Origin of the sequence: Streptomyces sp. 5-10 (genome assembly GCF_014712245.1) — a bacterium.
Lineage (GTDB): Bacteria > Actinomycetota > Actinomycetes > Streptomycetales > Streptomycetaceae > Streptomyces > Streptomyces violaceusniger.
On the sequence record NZ_JACVYG010000016.1, the window covers coordinates 14601 to 34289 of the forward strand.

Below are 19689 nucleotides of genomic sequence, written 5' to 3' on the forward strand. Positions count from 1 at the left end.
GGGGCTGTCGTGGGGACAAAGTAGTCTGAGCCCATGCCCGAACGCCGCACCGTCGCCCTTGTCACTCTTGGCTGCGCCCGTAACGAGGTGGACTCGGAGGAGCTCGCAGGCCGCTTGGCGGCGGACGGCTGGGAGCTCGTCGAGGAAGCCGCCGACGCGGACGTCGCCGTCGTCAACACCTGTGGCTTCGTCGAGGCCGCCAAGAAGGACTCGGTCGACGCCCTGCTGGAGGCGAACGATCTGAAGGACCACGGCCGCACCCAGGCCGTGGTGGCCGTCGGCTGCATGGCCGAGCGGTACGGCAAGGAGCTCGCCGATGCGCTGCCCGAGGCCGACGGGGTGCTCGGCTTCGACGACTACGCCGATATCTCCGACCGCCTCCAGACCATCCTCTCCGGCGGCATCCACGCCTCCCACACCCCGCGCGACCGCCGCAAGCTGCTGCCGATCAGCCCCGCCGAGCGCCAGGACGCCACCTCGGTGGCGCTCCCCGGCCACGCCCAGGACACCGCGCCCGAGGACCTGCCCGAGGGGGTGGCCCCGGCCTCCGGGCCGCGGGCCCCGCTGCGGCGCAGACTGGACACCAGCCCGGTCGCCTCGGTGAAGCTGGCCTCCGGCTGCGACCGGCGGTGCTCGTTCTGCGCCATCCCGTCCTTCCGCGGCTCCTTCATCTCCCGCCGCCCCTCCGATGTGCTGGGCGAGACCCGCTGGCTGGCCGAGCAGGGGGTGAAGGAGATCATGCTGGTCTCGGAGAACAACACCTCGTACGGCAAGGACCTCGGGGACATCCGGCTGCTGGAGACGCTGCTGCCGGAGCTGGCCGCGGTGGACGGCATCGAGCGGATCCGGGTCAGCTATCTGCAGCCCGCCGAGATGCGTCCCGGGCTGATCGACGTGCTCACCTCGACCGAGAAGGTCGCGCCGTACTTCGACCTGTCCTTCCAGCACTCGGCGCCCGGGGTGCTGCGCGCCATGCGCCGCTTCGGGGACACCGACCGGTTCCTGGAGCTGCTGGAGACGATCAGAGGCAAGGCGCCGCAGGCCGGCGCCCGGTCCAACTTCATCGTCGGCTTCCCCGGCGAGACCGAGGAGGACCTGGCCGAGCTGGAGCGTTTCCTCAATGCGGCGCGGCTGGACGCGATCGGCGTCTTCGGGTACTCGGACGAGGACGGCACCGAGGCCGCCGGTTACGAGAACAAGGTCGACCCGGAGGTGGTCGCGGAGCGCCTGGAGCGCGTCTCGCGGCTCGCGGAGGAGCTGACCGCCCAGCGGGCGGAGGAGCGGCTCGGCGAGGTCGTGGAGGTCCTGGTGGAGGAGATCGACGACACCGGCGCGGTCCTGGGCCGTGGCGCCCACCAGGCGCCGGAGACCGATGGCCAGACGCTGCTGCGCACCGACGGGGAGCCGGAGGCGGGCCGCATGGTCGAAGCGAAGGTGATCGCGACGGAGGGAGTGGACCTCGTCGCGGAGCCGCTTGAGCCGCTGGAGCGGCAGGGTGGCGGCGCGTCCACCGGAGAGGCGGACAGATGACGGGTGTCCCGGCCTCCGCCGCGGGAGGTCACCACCGACCGGCCGCCGCCACGGTCAGGCCCGCCGGTTTGTGGAACATCGCCAACATCCTCACCATGGTGCGGCTGCTGCTGGTGCCCGGGTTTGTGTTGTTGATGCTGCACAATGGCGGGTACGACCCGGCGTGGCGCTCCTTCGCATGGGCGGCGTTCGCCATCGCCATGATCACCGATCTCTTCGACGGTCATCTGGCCCGTCGGTACAACCTGGTCACCGACTTCGGGAAGATCGCCGATCCGATCGCGGACAAGGCGATCATGGGCGCGGCGCTGATCTGTCTGTCGGCCCTGTCCGACCTCCCCTGGTGGGTGACGGGAGTGATCCTCTTCCGTGAGATCGGAATCACACTGATGCGGTTCTGGGTGATCCGGATCGGGGTCATCCCGGCCAGCCGGGGCGGAAAGATGAAGACGCTCGCGCAGGGCACCGCCGTCGGGATGTACATCCTGGCGCTGACCGGACCGCTGGCCTCGCTGCGGTTCTGGGTGATGGCCGTGGCCGTCGTCCTGACCGTGGTCACCGGCCTCGACTACGTCCGGCAGGCGGTCGTGCTGCGCCGGGCGGGACGGACGACGGAGGAGGCCACGAAGTGAGCGACGGCGGGACGGCGGCCGATGTGCTGGCGCTGCTGGAGCGGCGCGGGCAGACCCTGGCCGCCGCCGAATCGCTCACCGGCGGTCTGGTCGCCGCCGAGCTGACCTCGGTGGACGGCGCCTCCCGGTCCTTCCGCGGCTCGGTGACGGCGTACGCCACCGACCTCAAGCGCGAGGTGCTGGGCGTGGATGGGGCCCTGCTGGCCGAGCGCGGCGCGGTCGACGCCGAGGTGGCCCGCCAGATGGCCCGGGGCGTACGGCGTGCGCTGGGCGCGGACTGGGGCGTGGCCACCACCGGTGTGGCGGGTCCCACACCACAGGACGGACAGCCCGTGGGCACCGTTCATGTGGCCGTCGCAGGGCCTTCGGACGTGGTGGCCGCGGCGGCGCTGCGACTCGAAGGAGACCGCGCCGGAATCCGCGGCCAGACCGTCCATGCCGCAGTCAAGCTGCTGTTCAGCGAATTGATCGCGACGGCGGGGGCAAAGGATACGGAACAACACGACGAGATTTGATGTTTGCAGCCCTGAGTGAACACGACATCGCTCCCCGCACGGGCACAGCCGGAGGCGGTACGGTGGGGCGAGAAGGATCCGGATCCGAGGTCCGAGGAGGGAGCCAGCGATGATTCTGCTCCGTCGCCTGCTGGGTGACGTGCTGCGCCGGCAGCGCCAGCGCCAGGGCCGTACTCTGCGCGAGGTTTCCTCCTCCGCCCGGGTGTCGCTCGGCTATCTGTCAGAGGTCGAGCGCGGCCAGAAGGAAGCCTCATCCGAGCTGCTGTCGGCCATCTGCGACGCCCTGGAGGTACGGATGTCGCAGGTCATGCGCGAGGTCAGCGACGAGCTGTCGCTCGCCGAACTGGCCGAGTCGGCCGCGTCCACCACCGAGAAGGTGCCGGCGCCCATGCGGCCCGTGCTCAATCCCGTCTCTGTGACGTCCGTGACGGGCGTTCCGGAGGAGCGGGTGACCATCAAGACGCCCAAGGAAGCCGTGGACGTGGTGGCGGCCTGAGAACCCCCTGAGAAACCAGCTCTCCGAGGCCCCGACCGGTAGCCATACCGGCCCGGGGCCTCGATGTTTGTCCGTCCGGATTCGGGTCACCCCGGATGAAGAGAGGCAATCAAGAGGGGCCGAACGGTCGAACAGGAGGAAGTGGATGTCTGTGGTGAAGAGCCCGCTGCCGGAGGAGCACCTCAAGATCGTCGCCGATGCGCTGCAAGGCGCCCTCGTCGACCTCGTCGACCTCCACTTGGTGGGCAAGCAGATCCACTGGACCGTCGTGGGCCCGCGATTCCGCACGGTCCATCTGCAGCTCGACGATGTCGTGGCGTCGACCAGGGAGTATGCCGACACGGTGGCGGAGCGGGCCTCTGCGCTCGGGGTGCCGCCGGACGGACGGGCCCAGACGGTCGCCGCGACCAGCGGTGTCGACACGGTCAAGGACGGCTGGACCGATGACGCGCAGGCCGTCCGGACGCTCGTGGATGCCCTCGGAGCGGTGATCGGGCGGATGCGGGAGCGCATCAGGGCGACCGACGAGCCGGACCCGGTGACCCAGGACATTCTCATCGAGCTCACTCGCGACCTGGAGAAGCACCACTGGATGTTCCAGGCCGAGAACGGCGGCCAGCGCGGCTAGATACGGCGGTCGGTGCGCCTGAGGCCGCCAGGCGCCGGAGCCCGGGCCCCGGTGGGCTTGAGGCGGCCAGACGCCGGACCCGGCCCCGGGCGGCTGAGGCCACCGCGTTCCGGCCCGGTGGTTCCGGCCCGGTGGCTCGCTCTGGGTGCGCCGTATCGCCCGGCTGGGCAGACTGGGGGGAGCGCGAGTGTCCGACACGCGCCGACGTGCCTCCTGTGCGCCCTCCCGCCGTGTGCGAACAGGCGTCTAGCGTCGCCGAAGGAGGCAGTCATGGCAGCCGTCGGAGGGGCCGACACCCAGGGCCTCAGGCCGGTCCGATGGGTGCTCGCGCTCGCTCTGGGCGGCGTCTGGTGGTGGTCCGTACTGCGGCTGGCGGTGCAGCCGGGGGAGACCGGGCCGGTGGAGGGGGCGTTAGCGATCGGCGGCTGGGGGCTGAGCCTACTGCCGGTGCACTGCGGTCCCTCGCCCAGAAGGGGCGGCACCCGCCGCCGGGGAGGCCCTCCGCGTCAGGACGGATCCGGCCCCTGTGGCCCCGCCTGGCAGCTCGGGCACCAGAAGGTCGAGCGCTCCTGACCCGCGCGCCCCTGGTCGGCGGCGCGCACCGGCGTACCGCAGCGCAGACAGGGCCGCCCCGGGCGCCCGTACACCCATAGTCTGCGGTCGCGGCGCGACTCGGCCGTGGTGATCCGGGCGCGCCGGTTCCTGTTGGCCTCCAGGAGCCTCTTGGCGTGGGTCACCAGGCGCTCGGGGGAGGTCACCTCGCCGATCGGCAGCCAGGGTGACACGCGCAGCAGGAAGCACAGCTCGGACTTGTAGACATTGCCGATCCCGGCGAGGTTCCGCTGGTCGAGCAGCGCTTCGCCCAGGGGCCGGGAGGGATCGGCGAGCAGTCGGCGCAGCGCCTCGTCCGGATCCCAGTCGGGGCCGAGGAGATCGGGGCCGAGATGGCCGACGACCTGGTCCTCGTCGCCGGTGCGGAGCAGTTCCAGGACGGGCAGGCGGTAGCCGACGGCGGTGTGTGCGGCGTTGGCGAGGATGGCCCGGATCTGGTGGTGCGGGCCGCCGCGCCAGCGCTCGTCCGGCCCGTACACCTGCCAGGAGCCGTCCATCCGCAGATGGGAGTGGAGGGTCAGCCCGCCCTCGACACGGGTCAGCAGATGCTTGCCGCGCGGGACGACCTCGAGCACCTGGCGGCCGGTGAGGTCGGCGGTCGCCAGCCGGGGGACGCGCAGGTCGCTGCGGATGAGCGGGGATCCCGCGAGGGCCTGGTGCAGACGCCGTGCGGTCTGCCAGACGGTGTCTCCTTCGGGCATGCCCTCCATGATGCCGGTGGCCGCGGGCCGACGGGAGCGCCCGGTGATCAGGGGCGCGGGCGAAGGCCGTTGTTCGGGGGCGCGGATGGCGGGTGTTGCTCCGGCGCACAGCCCCGGGAGTTGAGCAGAGGCGCAGACGGCGGGTGTTGATCAAGGGCGCAGGCGGAGGCCCCGTGGGGTCGGGTGGAAGCCCGCCGATTCCAGGAGCTTGCCGATCGGGGACGAGAGCGCCTGGGCGCCGTTGACGCGCTCGACGGTGACCGAGCCGAGCGCCCCCGCGCGGGCGGACTCGGCCAGCGCCTCCACCGCCGTCCACAGCCGGGTGTCGTCCTCCGGGGAGGCGGCCTCGGCCTCGCCCGAGGGCCAGGCGAGCAGGGTCTTGCCGCCCCGCTCCATGTAGAGCGTCAGCTCCCCGTCGACGAGCACCACCATCGCTCCCGCCTTACGGCCCGGCCGGTGGCTCGCGCCGACGGGCGGATCGGGCCAGGGAAGAGCGGCACCGTAGGCGTTGGCGGGGTCGGCCGAGGCGAGCACGAAGGCGCGCCGGGGCTGCCCACGCGGTCCCTCGAAGGTAGGGGCCGCCGCGCGGTCGCGGGCCGTGCTGACCGCGCGCAGCCGGTCCACGGCGCCGTCCATCGCGAACTGGGCGGCGCCGAGCCCCTCGACCACATAGCCGCGGCGCGCCTGGCCGGACTCCTCGAACGCGGACAGCACCCGGTAGGCGGCGGAGAAGCCGCCCTCGACCCCCTCGGCGGCGACCGCCCCGCGGGTGACCACGCCGTGCCGGTCGAGCAGGGTGCGTGCCAGGGCGTGGGCGCGGTGGGTGGGCTCGGGCTCGCGCTCCGGCAGCAGGGACCAGCGCCCGGCGACGGTGGGCGGGCCGTTGCGCGACGCCGCCGGTCGGCCGGTGCGGCCCGTAAGGCCGCCATAGCGCCCCCGGGGGACCGTGCGCTTGGCGCGGTGGGCCGTGGAGCCCGCCGTACGGCCCGAGCCCAGCAGGGAGCGCAGCGGGGCGAGGGTGTCACCGGTGACCCGGCCCGCCCAGACCAGGTCCCACAGGGCCTCGGCGAGCTCGGGGTCCAGGAACTCGTGCCCGGCGGCGCGGGCCTGCTCGGCGATCTGGCGGAAGAACAGCCCGTACCCACCGGCCAGAGAGTCGAGGACGGCCTGGTGGAGGGGGCCCGCCTCGAGGGGGTGCGGGGTGTGCAGCAGCAGCGGGGCGGTGTCGGCCAGGTGCAGGGTGATCCAGCCGTCCTTGCCCGGCAGTGCGCCCGCACCGGCCCAGACGACCTCCCCGGAGGCGCTGAGCTCATCGAGCATCGTGGGGGTGTAGTCGCTCACCCGGGACGGCAGGACCAGCTTCTCCAGGGCGGAGGCGGGGACCGGCGCGCCCTGGAGCTGCTCGATCGCGCGCACCAGCCCGTCGATACCGCGCAGGCTGTGGGTGCCCAGATGCTGCCACTGCGGGAGGAAGGCGGCGAGCGCCGAGGGCGACACGGGCTCCAGCTCATGGCGCAGCGCGGCCAGGGAGCGGCGCCGCAGGCGGCGCAGCACCGCCGCGTCGCACCACTCCTGGCCGGTGCTCAAGGAAGAGGTCGCGCGCAGCGCATCGTCAGAAGGGTGGTGCTGGGTGATGGGTGGGCGGAACTCGCCCTGGACGACGCGGCCGCCCGCGGCGAGCCGGTGCAGGGCGCCCTCGGTGACGGCCACGCCGAGGCCGAAGCGGGCGGCGGCCTGGGCGGAGGTGAAGGGACCGTGGGTGCGGGCATGGCGGGCCAGCAGATCGCCGAGGGGGTCCTTGACCGGCTCGGTGAAGGCCTCGGGGACGCCGACCGGCAGGGCCGTGCCGAGCGCGTCCCGCAGCCGCCCCGCGTCCTCCACCGCGGCCCAGTGGTCCTCGCCCGCGATCCGGACCCGGATGGCGCGCCGGGCCCCGGCCAGGTCCTCGGCCCACCCGGGCTCGGCACCGCGCTCGGCCAGCTCGGCGGCGGTGAGCGGGCCGAGCACCCGCAGGGCGTCGGCCACGCCCTCGGCGTCCTTGATCCGGCGGTCCTCGGTGAGCCACTGGAGCTCCTGCTCCAGCTCGGCCAGGACGTCGGCGTCGAGCAGCTCGCGCAGCTCGGCCTGGCCCAGGAGCTCGGCCAGCAGCCGGGAGTCGAGGGAGAGGGCGGCGGCGCGGCGCTCGGCGAGCGGGGAGTCGCCCTCGTAGAGGAACTGCGCCACATAGCCGAAGAGCAGCGAGCGGGCGAAGGGGGACGGCTCGGGGGTGGTCACCTCCACCAGCCGGACCCGGCGGGCCTCGATGTCGCCCATCAGCTCGGTGAGGCCGGGGACGTCGAAGACGTCCTGGAGGCATTCGCGGACCGCTTCGAGGACGATCGGGAAGGAACCGAACTCGCTCGCCACCTGGAGGAGCTGCGCGGCGCGCTGGCGCTGCTGCCACAGCGGGGTGCGCTTGCCGGGGTCGCGGCGGGGCAGCAGCAACGCGCGCGCGGCGCATTCGCGGAACCGGGAGGCGAACAGCGCCGAGCCGCCGACCTGGTCGGTGACGACCTGGTTGATCTCGCCCTTGTCGAACGCGACATCGGCCGCACCCACCGGGGACTGCTCGGTGTCGTACTCCACGCCCTGGCGCATCGGGTCCGCGTCGAGGAGGTCAAGCCCCATCAGATCTGCGTCGGGCAGCCGCAGCACGATGCCGTCGTCGGCGTGCATGACCTGGGCGTCGATGCCGTACCGCTCGGAGAGGCGGGCCCCCAGGGCGAGCGCCCAGGGGGCGTGGACCTGCGCGCCGAAGGGGGAGTGGACCACCACGCGCCAGTCGCCCAGCTCGTCGCGGAACCGCTCCACCACGATCGTGCGGTCGTCCGGCACATGCCCGCAGGCGCGGCGCTGCTCGTCCAGGTACCCGATGACGTTCTCGGCGGCCCAGGCGTCCAGACCGGCGGCCAGCAGCCGCAGGCGGGCGTCCTCCGGCCGCAGCGCGCCCACCTCGCGCAGGAACGCGCCCAGGGCGCGGCCCAGCTCCAGGGGGCGGCCGAGCTGGTCGCCCTTCCAGAAGGGCAGCCGGCCGGGGACGCCGGGGGCGGGGGAGACCAGGACCCGGTCGCGGGTGATGTCCTCGATCCGCCATGAGGTGGTGCCCAGGGTGAACACATCGCCCACCCGCGACTCGTAGACCATCTCCTCGTCGAGCTCGCCCACCCGTCGCCCGCCACCGCCCTTCTTGGGGTCGGCGCCCGCCAGGAAGACGCCGAAGAGCCCGCGGTCGGGGATGGTGCCGCCGGAGGTCACCGCGAGCCGCTGCGCCCCGGGGCGGCCGGTGACCGTATGGGCGACGCGGTCCCACACCAGGCGCGGCCGCAGCTCCGCGAAGGCGTCGGAGGGGTAGCGGCCCGCGAGCATGTCGAGGACCGAGGTGTACGCCGACTCCGGGAGCGAGGCGAACGGCGCGGCGCGGCGGATCAGGGCCAGCAGCTCGTCCACGTCCCAGGTGTCCATGGCGGTCATGGCGATCAGCTGCTGGGCGAGCACGTCCAGCGGGTTGGCGGGCACCCGCAGCGACTCGATGGCGCCCTCGCGCATCCGCTCGGTGACCACCGCGGCCTGCACCAGGTCGCCGCGGTACTTGGGGAAGACGACGCCGGTGGAGACCGCGCCCACCTGGTGGCCGGCCCGGCCCACCCGCTGCAGCCCGGAGGCCACCGAGGGCGGCGACTCGACCTGGACGACCAGGTCGACAGCGCCCATGTCGATGCCGAGCTCGAGGCTGGAGGTGGCGACGACGGCGGGCAGTCGGCCGGCCTTGAGGTCCTCCTCGACCAGCGCCCGCTGCTCCTTGGACACCGAGCCGTGGTGCGCGCGGGCCAGCAGCGCGGGCGCGCCCCGGGCCGCACCGGCCTCGGCCATCAGCTCGGCGGGGGAGTGGTCCTCGGGCAGGGCCTCACCGGTGGCCCGCTCATAGGCGATCTCGTTCAGCCGGTTGCACAGCCGCTCGGCCAGCCGGCGGGAGTTGGCGAAGACGATGGTGGAGCGATGGGCCTGGACCAGATCGGTGATCCGCTCCTCCACATGGGGCCAGATCGACGGCCGCTCGCCCGCCTCGCCCTCCCGGGCGGGGGCGCCGCCCAGCTCGCCCAGGTCCTCCACGGGCACGACCACCGACAGGTCGAACTCCTTGCCCGAGGGCGGCTGGACGATCTCCACCTTGCGCCGCGGCGACAGGAACCGCGCCACCTCGTCCACCGGCCGCACGGTCGCGGACAGGCCGATGCGCCGTGCGGGGCGCTCGAGCAGCTCGTCGAGGCGCTCCAGGGACAGCGCGAGATGGGCGCCCCGCTTCGTGCCCGCGACGGCGTGGACCTCGTCCAGGATCACGGTCTCCACCCCGCGCAGCGCCTCCCGGGTGGCGGAGGTGAGCATCAGGAACAGCGACTCGGGGGTGGTGATCAGGATGTCCGGCGGGCGGGTGGCCAGAGCGCGGCGCTCGGCGGCCGGGGTGTCGCCCGAGCGGGTGCCCACCCGGATCTCCGGCTCGGGCATGCCCAGCCGCACCGCCTCCTGGCGGATACCGGTCAGCGGGCTGCGGAGATTGCGCTCGACGTCCACCGCCAGGGCCTTCAGTGGAGAGACATAGAGCACCCGGCAGCGCTTCTTCGTCTCGGCGGGCGGCGGCTCACCGGCCAGCTTGTCCAGAGCGGCCAGGAAGGCGGCCAGGGTCTTGCCCGAGCCGGTGGGGGCGACGACCAGGACGTCCGAGCCCGCGCCGATCGCCCGCCACGCGCCCTCCTGCGCGGGCGTGGGCGCGGTGAAAGCACCCGTGAACCAGCCGCGGGTGGCCGGGGAGAATCCGTCGAGCGCCGAGCCTGCCATGCCCTCCATCGTGCACCGCACCACTGACAATGCACGGAGCCGCAGGTCAGAGGGGGGCCCGGGCGAGGCGCACAATGGTGCCATGGTCAACCGGGAGAGTGCGCGGCACTGGCGGTACCCCCAGCTTCCGGGCGTCGATCTGCTGCGCGCCCGCTACATCGACAAGACCTTCGTCTGGCACACCCACGAGACCTTCGTGATCGCCGCGATCACCGAGGGCGTCGAGGAGTTCCACCACCGCGGCGCCATCGAGCGCACCGGGCCCGGCGGGCTCGCCCTCATCAACCCGGAGGTGCCCCACACCGGACGGGCGGGGGCGCCCGAGGGGTGGGCGTACAGCGTGCTGTACCCGGCCGCGGACCTGGTCGCCGGTATCGCCGCCGAGACGACCACGCTCCGGGGCACCGCCGGGTTCCGGATCCCCAGCGTCGACGACCCCCAGGGGGCGAGGCTGGTCACCGCGGTGCACCGGGCCGCCGAGGAGGGCAACGCGCTCGCCGCCGACAGCCTGCTGCGCATCGCGCTGGCCCGGCTGTTGCGCGACCACGGCGGCCCGCTCCCCGAGCGCACGGCGCACACCGCGGGTGCGCGAACGGCGGCGCGCGCCCGCGCGATCCTCCAGGAGCGGATGGCGGACCCGCCGTCCCTGGAACGGCTGGCGGCCGAGCTGGGCACCGGTCCCTTCGCCCTCCTGCGCGCCTTCCGCGCGGTCTACGGGATGCCGCCGCACACCTGGCTCACCGACGCCCGGGTCCGCCGGGCCCGGCGGCTGCTGGACGCCGGGACCGCGCCAGCCGAGGTGGCCGTCGCCGTCGGCTTCACCGACCAGTCCCACCTGAACCGTCACTTCACCCGGATCGTGGGGGTGCCACCGGGCGCCTACCGGCGCGAGCGCGCAAGAACGTACAAGACCGGAGTCGAAGCGCTCTCCTAACGTGCGCGCTGTGTCAGAACAGATAGAGATACGAACCGATCCCGCCGAGTCCCCGGCGGACTCGGCCGTCGTCCGCGACGCCCTGGGCGTCGGTGTCGCGGTCGGGCTCTCCGGCTTCGCCTTCGGGGTGACGTCGGCGGGCGCCGGGCTCGGCCTGCTGCAGACCTGCGCGCTCAGCCTGCTGGTCTTCACCGGGGCGTCGCAGTTCGCCCTCGTGGGCGCGCTGGCGGCGGGCGGCAATCCGTTCACCGCCGCCGCCGGGGCGTTCTTCCTCGGGGTGCGCAACGCCTTCTACGGGCTGCGGCTGTCCGGACTCCTCGGCCTGCCGCGCGCGGTACGCCCCGTCGCGGCCCATTGGGTCATCGACGAGACCTCGGCCGTGGCCCTCGCCCAGCCGGACCGGCGCACCGCGCGCCTCGGCTTCACCGTCACCGGGCTGACGCTGTACGTCCTGTGGAACCTCACCACGCTGATCGGCGCCCTGGGGGCGTCCGCGCTCGGCGACACCGACGCCTGGGGCCTGGACGCCGCCGGGCCCGCCGTCTTCCTCGCCCTGCTGGCCCCCATGCTCAGCGGCACCGTCGAACGGGCCGTGGCCGGTCTCGGCGTCCTGCTGGTGCTGCTGTGCCAGCCGGTGCTGCCCGCCGGGGTGCCGGTCCTGGTGGCGGCGCTCGCCGCTCCCGTCGTCCTTACGGTGCACGGGCGCATGGCACGCGGCACGGAGGGTGAGCGCCGATGACCACCTGGATCGCCATCGGCGTCACCGCGGCGGGCTGCTACCTGGTCAAGCTGCTGGGCCTCTCGGTGCCCGCCGGAGTCCTGGAGCGCCCGCTCGTCAGGCGTCTGGCCGCGCTGATGCCCGTGGCCCTGCTGGCCGCCCTCACCGCCCAGCAGACCTTCAGCGACGGCCGGCACCTCCTCCTGGACGCGAGGGCGGCCGGGCTGGGGGCGGCGGCGCTCGCGCTGGTGCTCCGCGCCCCCTTCCTGGTCGTGGTCGCCGTGGCCGTCGCCGTCACGGCCGGCGTCCGGGCCCTGTGACCGCCCCGGACGCCCGCGCTCAGATCCGCCGTCCGTAGGCCCGCAGCGTCAGCAGCGCCTCCATGGTCGCCACCGACCGCCACTCCAGCGTGGCCACCGGCGTCCACGCACGCCGGTGCGGCGGCCAGCCGCCGTCCTCCTGCTGTGCGGCCGCGAGAGCGTCCAGGGACCGCTCCACCTCGGCGTCGGTGAACCACCGGCGCGCCAGGGAGCCGGGCGTACGGGCGATGTCGTGCACCTGGAGGGGCTCACCGGGCCCCGGGGCCAGGGGGCGGTCGTCGGCGGGCTCCGGGGCCGGGTGCGGCACGATCAGTCGCTCCTCCCGCACCCGGCGGCCGAGCCGATCGGCCGCCGCCTCGGCGCGGGCCCGGTCTGGCGCCCCGTCGAGGAAGGCGACGGCCGCGGCGACCTCGTACGGCCGCGCCGTCGTGCCGCCCTCCGCCAGGGCGGCGACCGCCGCCCAGCAGAAGTCCGTGGCCCGGAAGAGCCACGCGTGCCACACCTGGTTGCGGTGCAGCAGCCCCACCACCGGCCCGGTGGTCAGCAGATCACCGCGCGGATCGTCCGCCGACGGGACCCAGGGGGCCGCCGGATAGCCGTGCGGCGAGGGGCGGCAGACGGGCAGCGCGCCGTCCGGGGTGGACACGGACGTCAGATAGCGGCACAGGCGCTCCACCCGCTGCCCGCCGCACCGCCCGATCCCGTCGAGCACCCGTAAGGCGTGCACGGCATGCGGCGGCTGGCTCACCGGGCCGCGCAGATCCGGATCCAGCGCATGGCCGTAGCCCCCGTCTGTCCCCAGGTACGCGGTCAGCGCGGTCTCGACCGCGTCGGCGCCGCCGCCCAGGAAGTGGTACGCGAATCTGCGCTGCTCCAGCACGCGGGCGCTCAGCCAGACGAACCGCTCGGCGCGGGAGAGCGCGGAGGACCCGGCCGGCCGGGCAGGCTCGGCGGATCCGGGCGTGGGCGAGGGGGGCGACGACGGCGAGGAGGGGAGGCTTGCGGATCGATCCATGGACAGACCGTAGGCCGGGAGACACGGTCGGTAGGGGGCTCACGCACCGGTGCACCCCGGGAGCGCGATACTGGTCGCATGCGGTTGACGGACTTCTGGCAGCGAATGGCGGACCACTTCGGCGCGGCGTACGCCGACTCCTTCGCGCGCGATCATGTGATGTCGCAACTCGGCGGCCGGACGGTGCACGAGGCGCTGAGGGACGGCTGGGAGGCCAAGGACGTGTGGCGCGGGGTCTGCGCCGCGATGGAGATCCCCGAGAGCAGGCGCTGAGCGGCCTCCGGGCACTCCGGACGCATCAGCTTCCCGGGGTGGCCGGAATTCTTCGACCGGTGTACGCCACACTTGCTCCGTGGCCCCGACCGAAGAGACCCTCCCCTCCGACGCCGACGACAACCCGAGCGCCGCTCGGGCCTCCTCGGATTCCCCGCAACCCGCCGCGCGCATGCCGCGCTGGCTGCCGCGCGCCATGGTTCTCGCACTCGCGCTGGTGGCCTGTTATCGCCTTGCGACCTGGGCCTTCGACCAGCTGACCGGGCTGTTGCTGAACATCCTGATCGCGTTCTTCCTGGCGCTCGCGATCGAGCCGGCCGTGGACCGGATGGCCGCCCGCGGTATGCGCCGGGGGCTGGCCACCGGGCTGGTCTTTCTCGCCATCCTCATCGGCGCCGCGGGCTTCTTCACCCTGCTCGGCTCGATGCTCGCCGACCAGATCATCACCATGGTCCAGGACTTTCCGAAGTACCTCGACGACGTGGTCAGCTGGATCAACGACACGTTCCATACGCATCTGTCGCGTCTGGAGATCCAGGACAGCCTGCTGCACTCCGACTGGCTCCAGAGCTACGTCAAGAACAGTGCCAACAATGTGCTGGACGTCTCCGCCCAGGTGCTCGGCGGGTTGTTCAAGACGCTGACGGTGACTCTGTTCGCCTTCTACTTCGCCGCCGACGGCCCCCGGCTGCGCCGCGCCCTGTGCTCGGTGCTGCCGCCGACGCGGCAGGTCGAGGTGTTGCGCGCCTGGGAGATCGCGGTCGCCAAGACCGGCGGCTACATCTACTCCCGCGGGCTGATGGCCCTGATCTCCGGTGTCGCCCACTACATCCTGCTGGAGGCCCTGGGCGTGCCCTACGCCCCGGCTCTGGCCGTCTGGGTGGGGCTGATCTCGCAGTTCATCCCGACCATCGGCACCTACCTGGCCGGGGCCCTGCCGATGCTGATCGCGTTCACCGTCGAGCCCTGGTACGCGCTGTGGGTCCTGATCTTCGTCGTGGTCTACCAGCAGTTCGAGAACTATCTGCTCCAGCCGAGGATCACCGCCAGGACGGTGGACATCCACCCGGCCGTCTCCTTCGGATCGGTGATAGCGGGCACCGCGCTGCTGGGCGCGGTGGGCGCGCTGATCGCGATTCCGGCGACCGCGACGCTCCAGGCGTTCCTCGGCGCGTACATCAAGCGCTACGACGTGACCGACGATCCGCGGGTGCACGGGCGCACGCGGCGGCGCGGAGCCTCGGCCCTCGCGCGGATGCGCGCCGCGCTGGCGCGGCGTGGTTGACACAAAAATCGAACATCCATTCTCATGGAGGGCCCGGCAGTTATCCACAGGCCGAGGACGACAGGGCCGCTTGTCAGTGCCAGGCGCTAGCGTCTTGGACGTGAAGCGATCGACTCAAGCAAACCGGGTGGGACCCATGGCAGGAACCGACCGCGAGAAGGCGCTCGACGCCGCGCTCGCACAGATTGAACGGCAATTCGGCAAGGGCGCCGTGATGCGCATGGGCGAGCGGCCGAACGAGCCGGTCGAGGTCATCCCCACCGGGTCGACCGCTCTCGACGTCGCCCTCGGCGTCGGCGGTCTGCCGCGTGGCCGGGTGGTCGAGGTCTACGGGCCCGAGTCCTCCGGTAAGACGACCCTGACCCTGCACGCGGTGGCCAACGCCCAGCGGGCCGGCGGCACCGTCGCCTTCGTGGACGCCGAGCACGCCCTCGACCCGGACTACGCGCAGAAGCTGGGCGTGGACACCGACTCCCTGATCCTGTCCCAGCCGGACAACGGCGAGCAGGCGCTCGAGATCACCGACATGCTGATCCGCTCCGGCGCCCTCGACCTCATCGTCATCGACTCCGTCGCCGCCCTGGTGCCGCGCGCGGAAATCGAGGGCGAGATGGGCGACTCCCATGTCGGCCTCCAGGCCCGGCTGATGAGCCAGGCGCTCCGTAAGATCACCGGCGCGCTCAACCAGTCCAAGACCACCGCGATCTTCATCAACCAGCTCCGCGAGAAGGTCGGCGTGATGTTCGGCTCCCCGGAGACCACCACCGGTGGCCGGGCGCTGAAGTTCTACGCGTCGGTGCGGCTGGACATCCGCCGGATCGAGACGCTCAAGGACGGCACCGACGCGGTCGGCAACCGCACCCGCGTCAAGGTCGTCAAGAACAAGGTCGCGCCGCCCTTCAAGCAGGCCGAGTTCGACATCCTCTACGGCCAGGGCATCAGCCGCGAGGGCGGCCTGATCGACATGGGCGTCGAGCACGGCTTCATCCGCAAGTCCGGTGCCTGGTACACCTACGAGGGCGACCAGCTCGGCCAGGGCAAGGAGAACGCCCGCAACTTCCTGAAGGACAACCCCGATCTCGCCAATGAGATCGAGAAGAAGATCAAGGAAAAGCTCGGCATCGGGGTGAAGCCCCAGGACCCGGCGGCCGCGGAGCCCACCGCGGACGCGGCGGGTGACGCGGGTGTGGCCGCCGCCCCGGCGAAGGCCGTGGCGGCCCCTGCGGCCAAGTCCGGGGCGAAGGCGGCCAAGACCGCCGCGGCCAAGAGCTGATCCATGACACGGCGGACCGAATGGCAGGACGGTTCGGGCCGTCCTGAGCGCCCGGACCGTCCGGACAGCGGCGCCCCCTCCTTGTCGAGGGCCGAGCAGGGGCCGCCGCCGGGCCCGGAGGAGCAGGCGCGGGCGATCTGCCTGCGCCTGCTCACCGGGACCCCGCGCACCCGTAAGCAGCTCGCGGAGGCGCTGCGCACCCGGGGCATCCCCGATGACGCGGCGCGGGAGGTGCTGTCCCGGTTCGAGGACGTCGGGCTGATCGACGACGCGGCGTTCGCGGAGGCATGGGTGGAGTCCCGGCACCACAGCCGGGGGCTCGCCCGGCGGGCGCTCGCCCGTGAGCTGCGTACCAAGGGCGTGGACTCCGCCCTGATCGACGACGCCGTGGGACAGCTCGACGCCGATCAGGAGGAGCGGACCGCGCGCGAGCTGGTCGAGCGCAAGCTGAGGGCCACCCGTGGCCTGGACCGGGAGAAGCGGATACGCCGTCTCGCCGGGATGCTGGCCCGCAAGGGTTACTCCGAGGGGCTGGCACTGCGGGTGGTGCGGCGCGCGCTGGAGGAGGAGGGAGAGGATCCGGAGCTGCTGGAGCACCATCTGCCTGACCTGTGAGCCGCGGCCGCCGAGCTTTGAGAGGCCCAGCGGCTCCTGAGAGGCCCGGGGCCCGGTGGCTCCTGAGAGGCCCGGTGGCTCCGCCTCGGGGCGCTGGGAGTCGGTGACGGCCCTCAGCTCACCGGGAGGCCCGCCGCGCGCCACGCCTGGAAGCCGCCGATCAGATCGGTCGCCCGCTCCAGCCCCAGCCGACGCAGCGAGACCGCGGCGAAGCTGGACGCGTAGCCCTCGTTGCACACCACCACGACCCGCAGATCGTGGTGGGTGGCCTCGGGCAGCCGGTGGTCGCCCTGCGGGTCCAGCCGCCACTCCAGCTCGTTCCGCTCGACGATCAGCGCCCCCGGGATGGTGCCGTCGCGCTCCCGCAGCGCCGCGTACCGGATGTCCACCAGTAGCGCGCCCTCGGCCTGCGCCGCGGCGGCGTCGAGGGGCTCCAGTCGAACGAGTTCCTCGCGGGCCTCGGCCAGCAGCTCGTCCACACTCCGCTTCGTCGTGCCCATCGCGTTATCCCCACTCCTCGGGCCGCTCGACCTGCTCCAGCCGCAGCGTCTGACCGGTGCGGCTGTAGCGCCGCATGAGCGGCAGCGGCGGATAGTAGGCGTGCACCGACACCGCATGCTCGGTGTCGGACGGGTTGATCACCTCATGCACATGATGCGGTCCGAAGGCCCTGCCCTGCCCGGCGGGCAGCCGCCGTTCGCGGTCCACGCCGTCGGCCAGCTCCAGGGTCTTCCAGCCCTCGGTGGGCAGACGCGCGGTGAGTGACTGCTCATTGAGCTCACCCGCCGCCGAGACGAAGGCACCATGGGAGCCGCCGTGATCGTGCCAGCCGGTGCCGGTGCCCGGAGGCCAGCCGATCAGCCAGGCTTCACTGCCGCCCGGCCCGTCGAGGCGCAGCCAGGTGCGGCCCTCCGGATCGAGCGGAAGGGAGGCGACGAGCTCGGCGTCGGCGGCGGTCCGGCGGGCGAAGTCGAGCAGTTCCGCGGCGCTGGGCGGGGCGACGGGGCCGGATGCGGGGTCCGTGATGAGGTCCGCGGAGGGGCGCACGGGACCGGGGGTGGAGGTGCGTACGTCGGGCACAGAGAACCGTCCTGAATGATCACGAAAGGGGCGCGGCCGCGCCGCGCGGGAAAGAGGCGGATCAGCAGGACGGACGACAGACACAGCCCGCGTAGCGGACCAGGTCCAGATGGACCCTCCGCCAGAAGCGAGGCAAGCAGGTGTCAGTCACGCTGCGAAGTGAATCATGTGCCGCGAAGGAAGGTCAACCTCACCCGTCCGGACGTGGATGCGCGCCCGGACCACGCACGCCCGGGGACGACCGCCCGCGCCCCGGACACGGATCACGCGCCGGGAGATGCGCCCAGGCGCCCGGCCGCGACCTGGGGCGCGCTCCGCTGAGCCCGCGCTTCCCGGGCTACCGCCGCGCGCTCGCCTCCGCCGGGGCGCCCCTGGCCGCGTTCCCGCCCCGGGCCGCGTCGGCGCACGCGTACAGCGCGCTCGGCCGCACCCCGGACAGCGCCGCGGCGAGATGGCCGTCCGGCCGTACCAGCAGCACGGTGTGCGCCGGGGCTCCCGGGTAGGCCTCGGCCACCAGCAGCTCGGTGCGCAGGGGCAGCGCCGCGACGGCAGCCGCCAGCCGCGGCATCAGCCCGGCGCGCATCCAGTGGCGACGGTCCCACACCCCGGTGCCGGGGGCCACCAGCACCACCAGCAGCTCCCGGCCGAGCCGCTCCCGCAGCCGTACGACCGAGCCGTCCGGCGCGGTCACCGGCACATCGGCGACCGGCGCCCCGAGCGCCGTGCCCACCGTGATCGATCCGTCCGGCGGCGCGGCCGGGGCCAGTGGCGAGCGGTCGTAGACCGGCGGCGCGCCCAGTGGCCCCCGCCCGAGGTGACCGTCGGTGAGCAGCGCGTCGTGCCCGCGCGCCCCGCCGGGCCGCACGGTGCGCCGTACCGCGTGCCAGCCGCCGGCCGCCCGCACCAGCGGCAGCGCCTGGTCCGCCGCGCGCAGCCGGGCCCCGACGGCTCCGCGCCGCTCCGCCTGATAGCTGTCGAGCAGGGCGTCCGAGGCCCCCTGGTGCCAGGCGAGGGAGAGCTTCCAGGCCAGGTTGTCGACGTCCCGCAGCCCTTCCTCGAGCCCCTGGGTGCCGAGCGCGCCCAGCAGATGGGCGGCGTCCCCGGCCAGGAAGGCGCGCCCGACGCGCCAGCGCAGCGCGAGCCGGTGGTGCACGGTGTGCACGCCGGTGTCCAGCAGCTCATAGGGGGGCTCGGATTCCCCGCACCACCCCGCGAGAGTGTCGCGCACCCGCACCATCAGGGCATCGGGGGTGACCAGGTCGCGGCCGGGCGGCAGCAGCCAGTCGATCCGCCACAGGCCGTGCGGCAGCGGCCGGGCGGTCACCTCGGCGTCGATGCTGCGCCAGGGCGGGGAGCGGTGCAGCAGGGCCTCGCCGGGCCAGGGGAGTTCGGCGCGCAGCGCCGCGACGGCGTGCCGCTCCACCGCCGTACGGCCCGGGAAGCGCACGCCCAGGAGCTTGCGGACGGTGGACCGCGGCCCGTCGCAGCCCACCAGATAGCTGCCCCGCCACCAGGTGGCCTGGGCGCCCCGGGTGCGCACCCCGACCCCGCGGTCGTCCTGCTCCAGGTCGTCGATCCGGGTTCCGGAGACGATCCGGACGAGATCCTCGTCGCCCATGGCGGCCAGCGAGCCCCGTAGCGCCCGGGTGAGTTCGTGCTGGGGCAGATGCAGGGGTGAGGGCGCCGACACCGGTGCCGACTCGTCTTCCGGGGAGGCCGCGTCACCCTCGGGAGCGTTCATGGCCTCCGTAAGGCCGCCGTCCCAGCCGCCGGTGCCGCGCCCGGGCGACGGCGAACCGCCGAAGAGGACGCCGGGCGTGAGGGGTACCTGCCGCACCAGCTGCCGCCGCCGCATCGTGCGCCATCCGGTCCACGGCCGGGTGCGGGCGGTGACCCGGCAGCCCAGCCGCTCCAGCAGGGCGGCGGCGTCCGGACGCAGCACGACGGTGCGGGCCAGACGGCTCTCCTCGGCTTCCGTGGACTCGTCCAGCAGGATGACGGGCACCTCGAGGCGCGCGAGGGCGAGGGCCAGGGTGAGGCCGACCGGGCCCGCCCCGGCGACGATCACCGGGTCCACGGTGCGGTTCCTGTGGCCCTGCGGGTCGTACGTGACGTACGGAAATTGGCAGTTGAAACCCGGTGAGCGATCACAGAAAGCATGCAACCCACTGCCGCTGCCCGCGTCAAGCG

20 protein-coding genes are annotated in these 19689 nt (G+C 73.4%); 13 read left to right on the plus strand and 7 right to left on the minus strand.

Translation table 11 applies throughout. The features are described 5' to 3' along the window. The first annotated feature begins 33 nt into the window (after positions 1-33). The 6 genes from rimO to IEJ02_RS19545 all read left to right on the plus strand — a co-directional run bounded on the left by rimO (position 34) and on the right by IEJ02_RS19545 (position 4374). Positions 34-1530 (plus strand): 30S ribosomal protein S12 methylthiotransferase RimO, encoded by a 1497-nt coding sequence (rimO, locus tag IEJ02_RS19520; protein ID WP_191066057.1) that lies wholly within the window; start codon positions 34-36, stop codon positions 1528-1530. After that, positions 1527-2162: a CDP-diacylglycerol--glycerol-3-phosphate 3-phosphatidyltransferase gene (gene pgsA, locus IEJ02_RS19525; RefSeq protein ID WP_191066058.1), complete on the plus strand. Its 636-nt coding sequence runs from the start codon at positions 1527-1529 to the stop codon at positions 2160-2162. Before rimO ends, pgsA begins: the two co-directional genes overlap by 4 nt. Further along, positions 2159-2677, plus strand: a complete 519-nt coding sequence (locus tag IEJ02_RS19530) for a CinA family protein (protein WP_191066059.1) — start codon at positions 2159-2161, stop codon at positions 2675-2677. The genes pgsA and IEJ02_RS19530 overlap by 4 nt, the downstream gene beginning before the upstream one ends. Positions 2678-2786: 109 nt before the next feature. Further along, positions 2787-3173: a helix-turn-helix domain-containing protein gene (locus IEJ02_RS19535; protein WP_020868033.1), complete on the plus strand. Its 387-nt coding sequence runs from the start codon at positions 2787-2789 to the stop codon at positions 3171-3173. A 145-nt stretch (positions 3174-3318) separates the two neighbouring features. Continuing rightward, entirely contained in the window at positions 3319-3801 is a 483-nt protein-coding gene (locus IEJ02_RS19540) for a Dps family protein (protein ID WP_137979838.1), read from the plus strand. A gap of 270 nt (positions 3802-4071) precedes the next feature. Continuing rightward, on the plus strand, positions 4072-4374 hold the full coding sequence (locus tag IEJ02_RS19545) for a hypothetical protein (protein WP_191066060.1): 303 nt from the start codon (positions 4072-4074) through the stop codon (positions 4372-4374). Here the strand turns inward: IEJ02_RS19545 and IEJ02_RS19550 are convergent. Beyond that, entirely contained in the window at positions 4308-5114 is an 807-nt protein-coding gene (locus IEJ02_RS19550; RefSeq protein ID WP_191066061.1) for an Fpg/Nei family DNA glycosylase, read from the minus strand. The genes IEJ02_RS19545 and IEJ02_RS19550 overlap by 67 nt on opposite strands. 150 nt (positions 5115-5264) lie before the next feature. Next, positions 5265-9986 carry an ATP-dependent helicase gene (locus IEJ02_RS19555; RefSeq protein ID WP_191066062.1) on the minus strand — a complete coding sequence of 1574 codons (4722 nt, stop codon included), beginning with the start codon at positions 9984-9986 and terminating at the stop codon, positions 5265-5267. Positions 9987-10068: 82 nt separating this feature from the next. Between IEJ02_RS19555 and IEJ02_RS19560 the strand changes: the two genes are divergently transcribed. Genes IEJ02_RS19560 through IEJ02_RS19570 form a run of 3 tightly spaced genes read left to right on the plus strand, consistent with a single transcriptional unit; the run spans position 10069 to position 11958 of the window. Continuing rightward, positions 10069-10920 carry an AraC family transcriptional regulator gene (locus IEJ02_RS19560; protein WP_191066063.1) on the plus strand — a complete coding sequence of 284 codons (852 nt, stop codon included), beginning with the start codon at positions 10069-10071 and terminating at the stop codon, positions 10918-10920. Position 10921: 1 nt separating this feature from the next. Continuing rightward, positions 10922-11659 carry an AzlC family ABC transporter permease gene (locus IEJ02_RS19565; RefSeq protein ID WP_191066064.1) on the plus strand — a complete coding sequence of 246 codons (738 nt, stop codon included), beginning with the start codon at positions 10922-10924 and terminating at the stop codon, positions 11657-11659. Beyond that, positions 11656-11958, plus strand: a complete 303-nt coding sequence (locus IEJ02_RS19570) for an AzlD domain-containing protein (RefSeq protein WP_191066065.1) — start codon at positions 11656-11658, stop codon at positions 11956-11958. Before IEJ02_RS19565 ends, IEJ02_RS19570 begins: the two co-directional genes overlap by 4 nt. Positions 11959-11977: 19 nt before the next feature. Here IEJ02_RS19570 and IEJ02_RS19575 read toward each other — a convergent pair whose 3' ends face one another. Next, positions 11978-12973, minus strand: coding sequence for a hypothetical protein (locus tag IEJ02_RS19575; protein WP_191066066.1), 996 nt, complete (start codon positions 12971-12973; stop codon positions 11978-11980). 78 nt (positions 12974-13051) lie between these two features. Between IEJ02_RS19575 and IEJ02_RS19580 the strand changes: the two genes are divergently transcribed. The 4 genes from IEJ02_RS19580 to recX all read left to right on the plus strand — a co-directional run bounded on the left by IEJ02_RS19580 (position 13052) and on the right by recX (position 16419). Beyond that, the gene (locus IEJ02_RS19580; RefSeq protein WP_137979843.1) at positions 13052-13246 is read left to right on the plus strand and encodes a DUF3046 domain-containing protein; all 195 of its coding nucleotides are present in this window, start codon (positions 13052-13054) and stop codon (positions 13244-13246) included. A gap of 79 nt (positions 13247-13325) precedes the next feature. Continuing rightward, the gene (locus IEJ02_RS19585) at positions 13326-14531 is read left to right on the plus strand and encodes an AI-2E family transporter (protein WP_191066067.1); all 1206 of its coding nucleotides are present in this window, start codon (positions 13326-13328) and stop codon (positions 14529-14531) included. A 136-nt stretch (positions 14532-14667) separates the two neighbouring features. Beyond that, a complete protein-coding gene (recA, locus tag IEJ02_RS19590; protein ID WP_137979845.1) occupies positions 14668-15804 on the plus strand; it encodes a recombinase RecA in 1137 nt (378 codons plus the stop codon). Positions 15805-15807: 3 nt separating this feature from the next. Then, the gene (gene recX / locus IEJ02_RS19595) at positions 15808-16419 is read left to right on the plus strand and encodes a recombination regulator RecX (RefSeq protein WP_191066068.1); all 612 of its coding nucleotides are present in this window, start codon (positions 15808-15810) and stop codon (positions 16417-16419) included. A 113-nt stretch (positions 16420-16532) separates the two neighbouring features. Here the strand turns inward: recX and IEJ02_RS19600 are convergent, their stop codons facing one another. From IEJ02_RS19600 to IEJ02_RS19610, 4 genes are all read right to left on the minus strand, one after another. Then, on the minus strand, positions 16533-16919 hold the full coding sequence (locus IEJ02_RS19600) for a rhodanese-like domain-containing protein (RefSeq protein WP_191066069.1): 387 nt from the start codon (positions 16917-16919) through the stop codon (positions 16533-16535). Between the two features lie 4 nt (positions 16920-16923). Beyond that, positions 16924-17466 carry a cupin domain-containing protein gene (locus IEJ02_RS19605; protein ID WP_191066149.1) on the minus strand — a complete coding sequence of 181 codons (543 nt, stop codon included), beginning with the start codon at positions 17464-17466 and terminating at the stop codon, positions 16924-16926. A 94-nt stretch (positions 17467-17560) separates the two neighbouring features. Next, positions 17561-17650: a putative leader peptide gene (locus tag IEJ02_RS50410; RefSeq protein WP_309471148.1), complete on the minus strand. Its 90-nt coding sequence runs from the start codon at positions 17648-17650 to the stop codon at positions 17561-17563. Positions 17651-17836: 186 nt separating this feature from the next. After that, positions 17837-19576, minus strand: coding sequence for an FAD-dependent monooxygenase (locus IEJ02_RS19610; protein WP_191066070.1), 1740 nt, complete (start codon positions 19574-19576; stop codon positions 17837-17839). Positions 19577-19689: the final 113 nt, after the last annotated feature.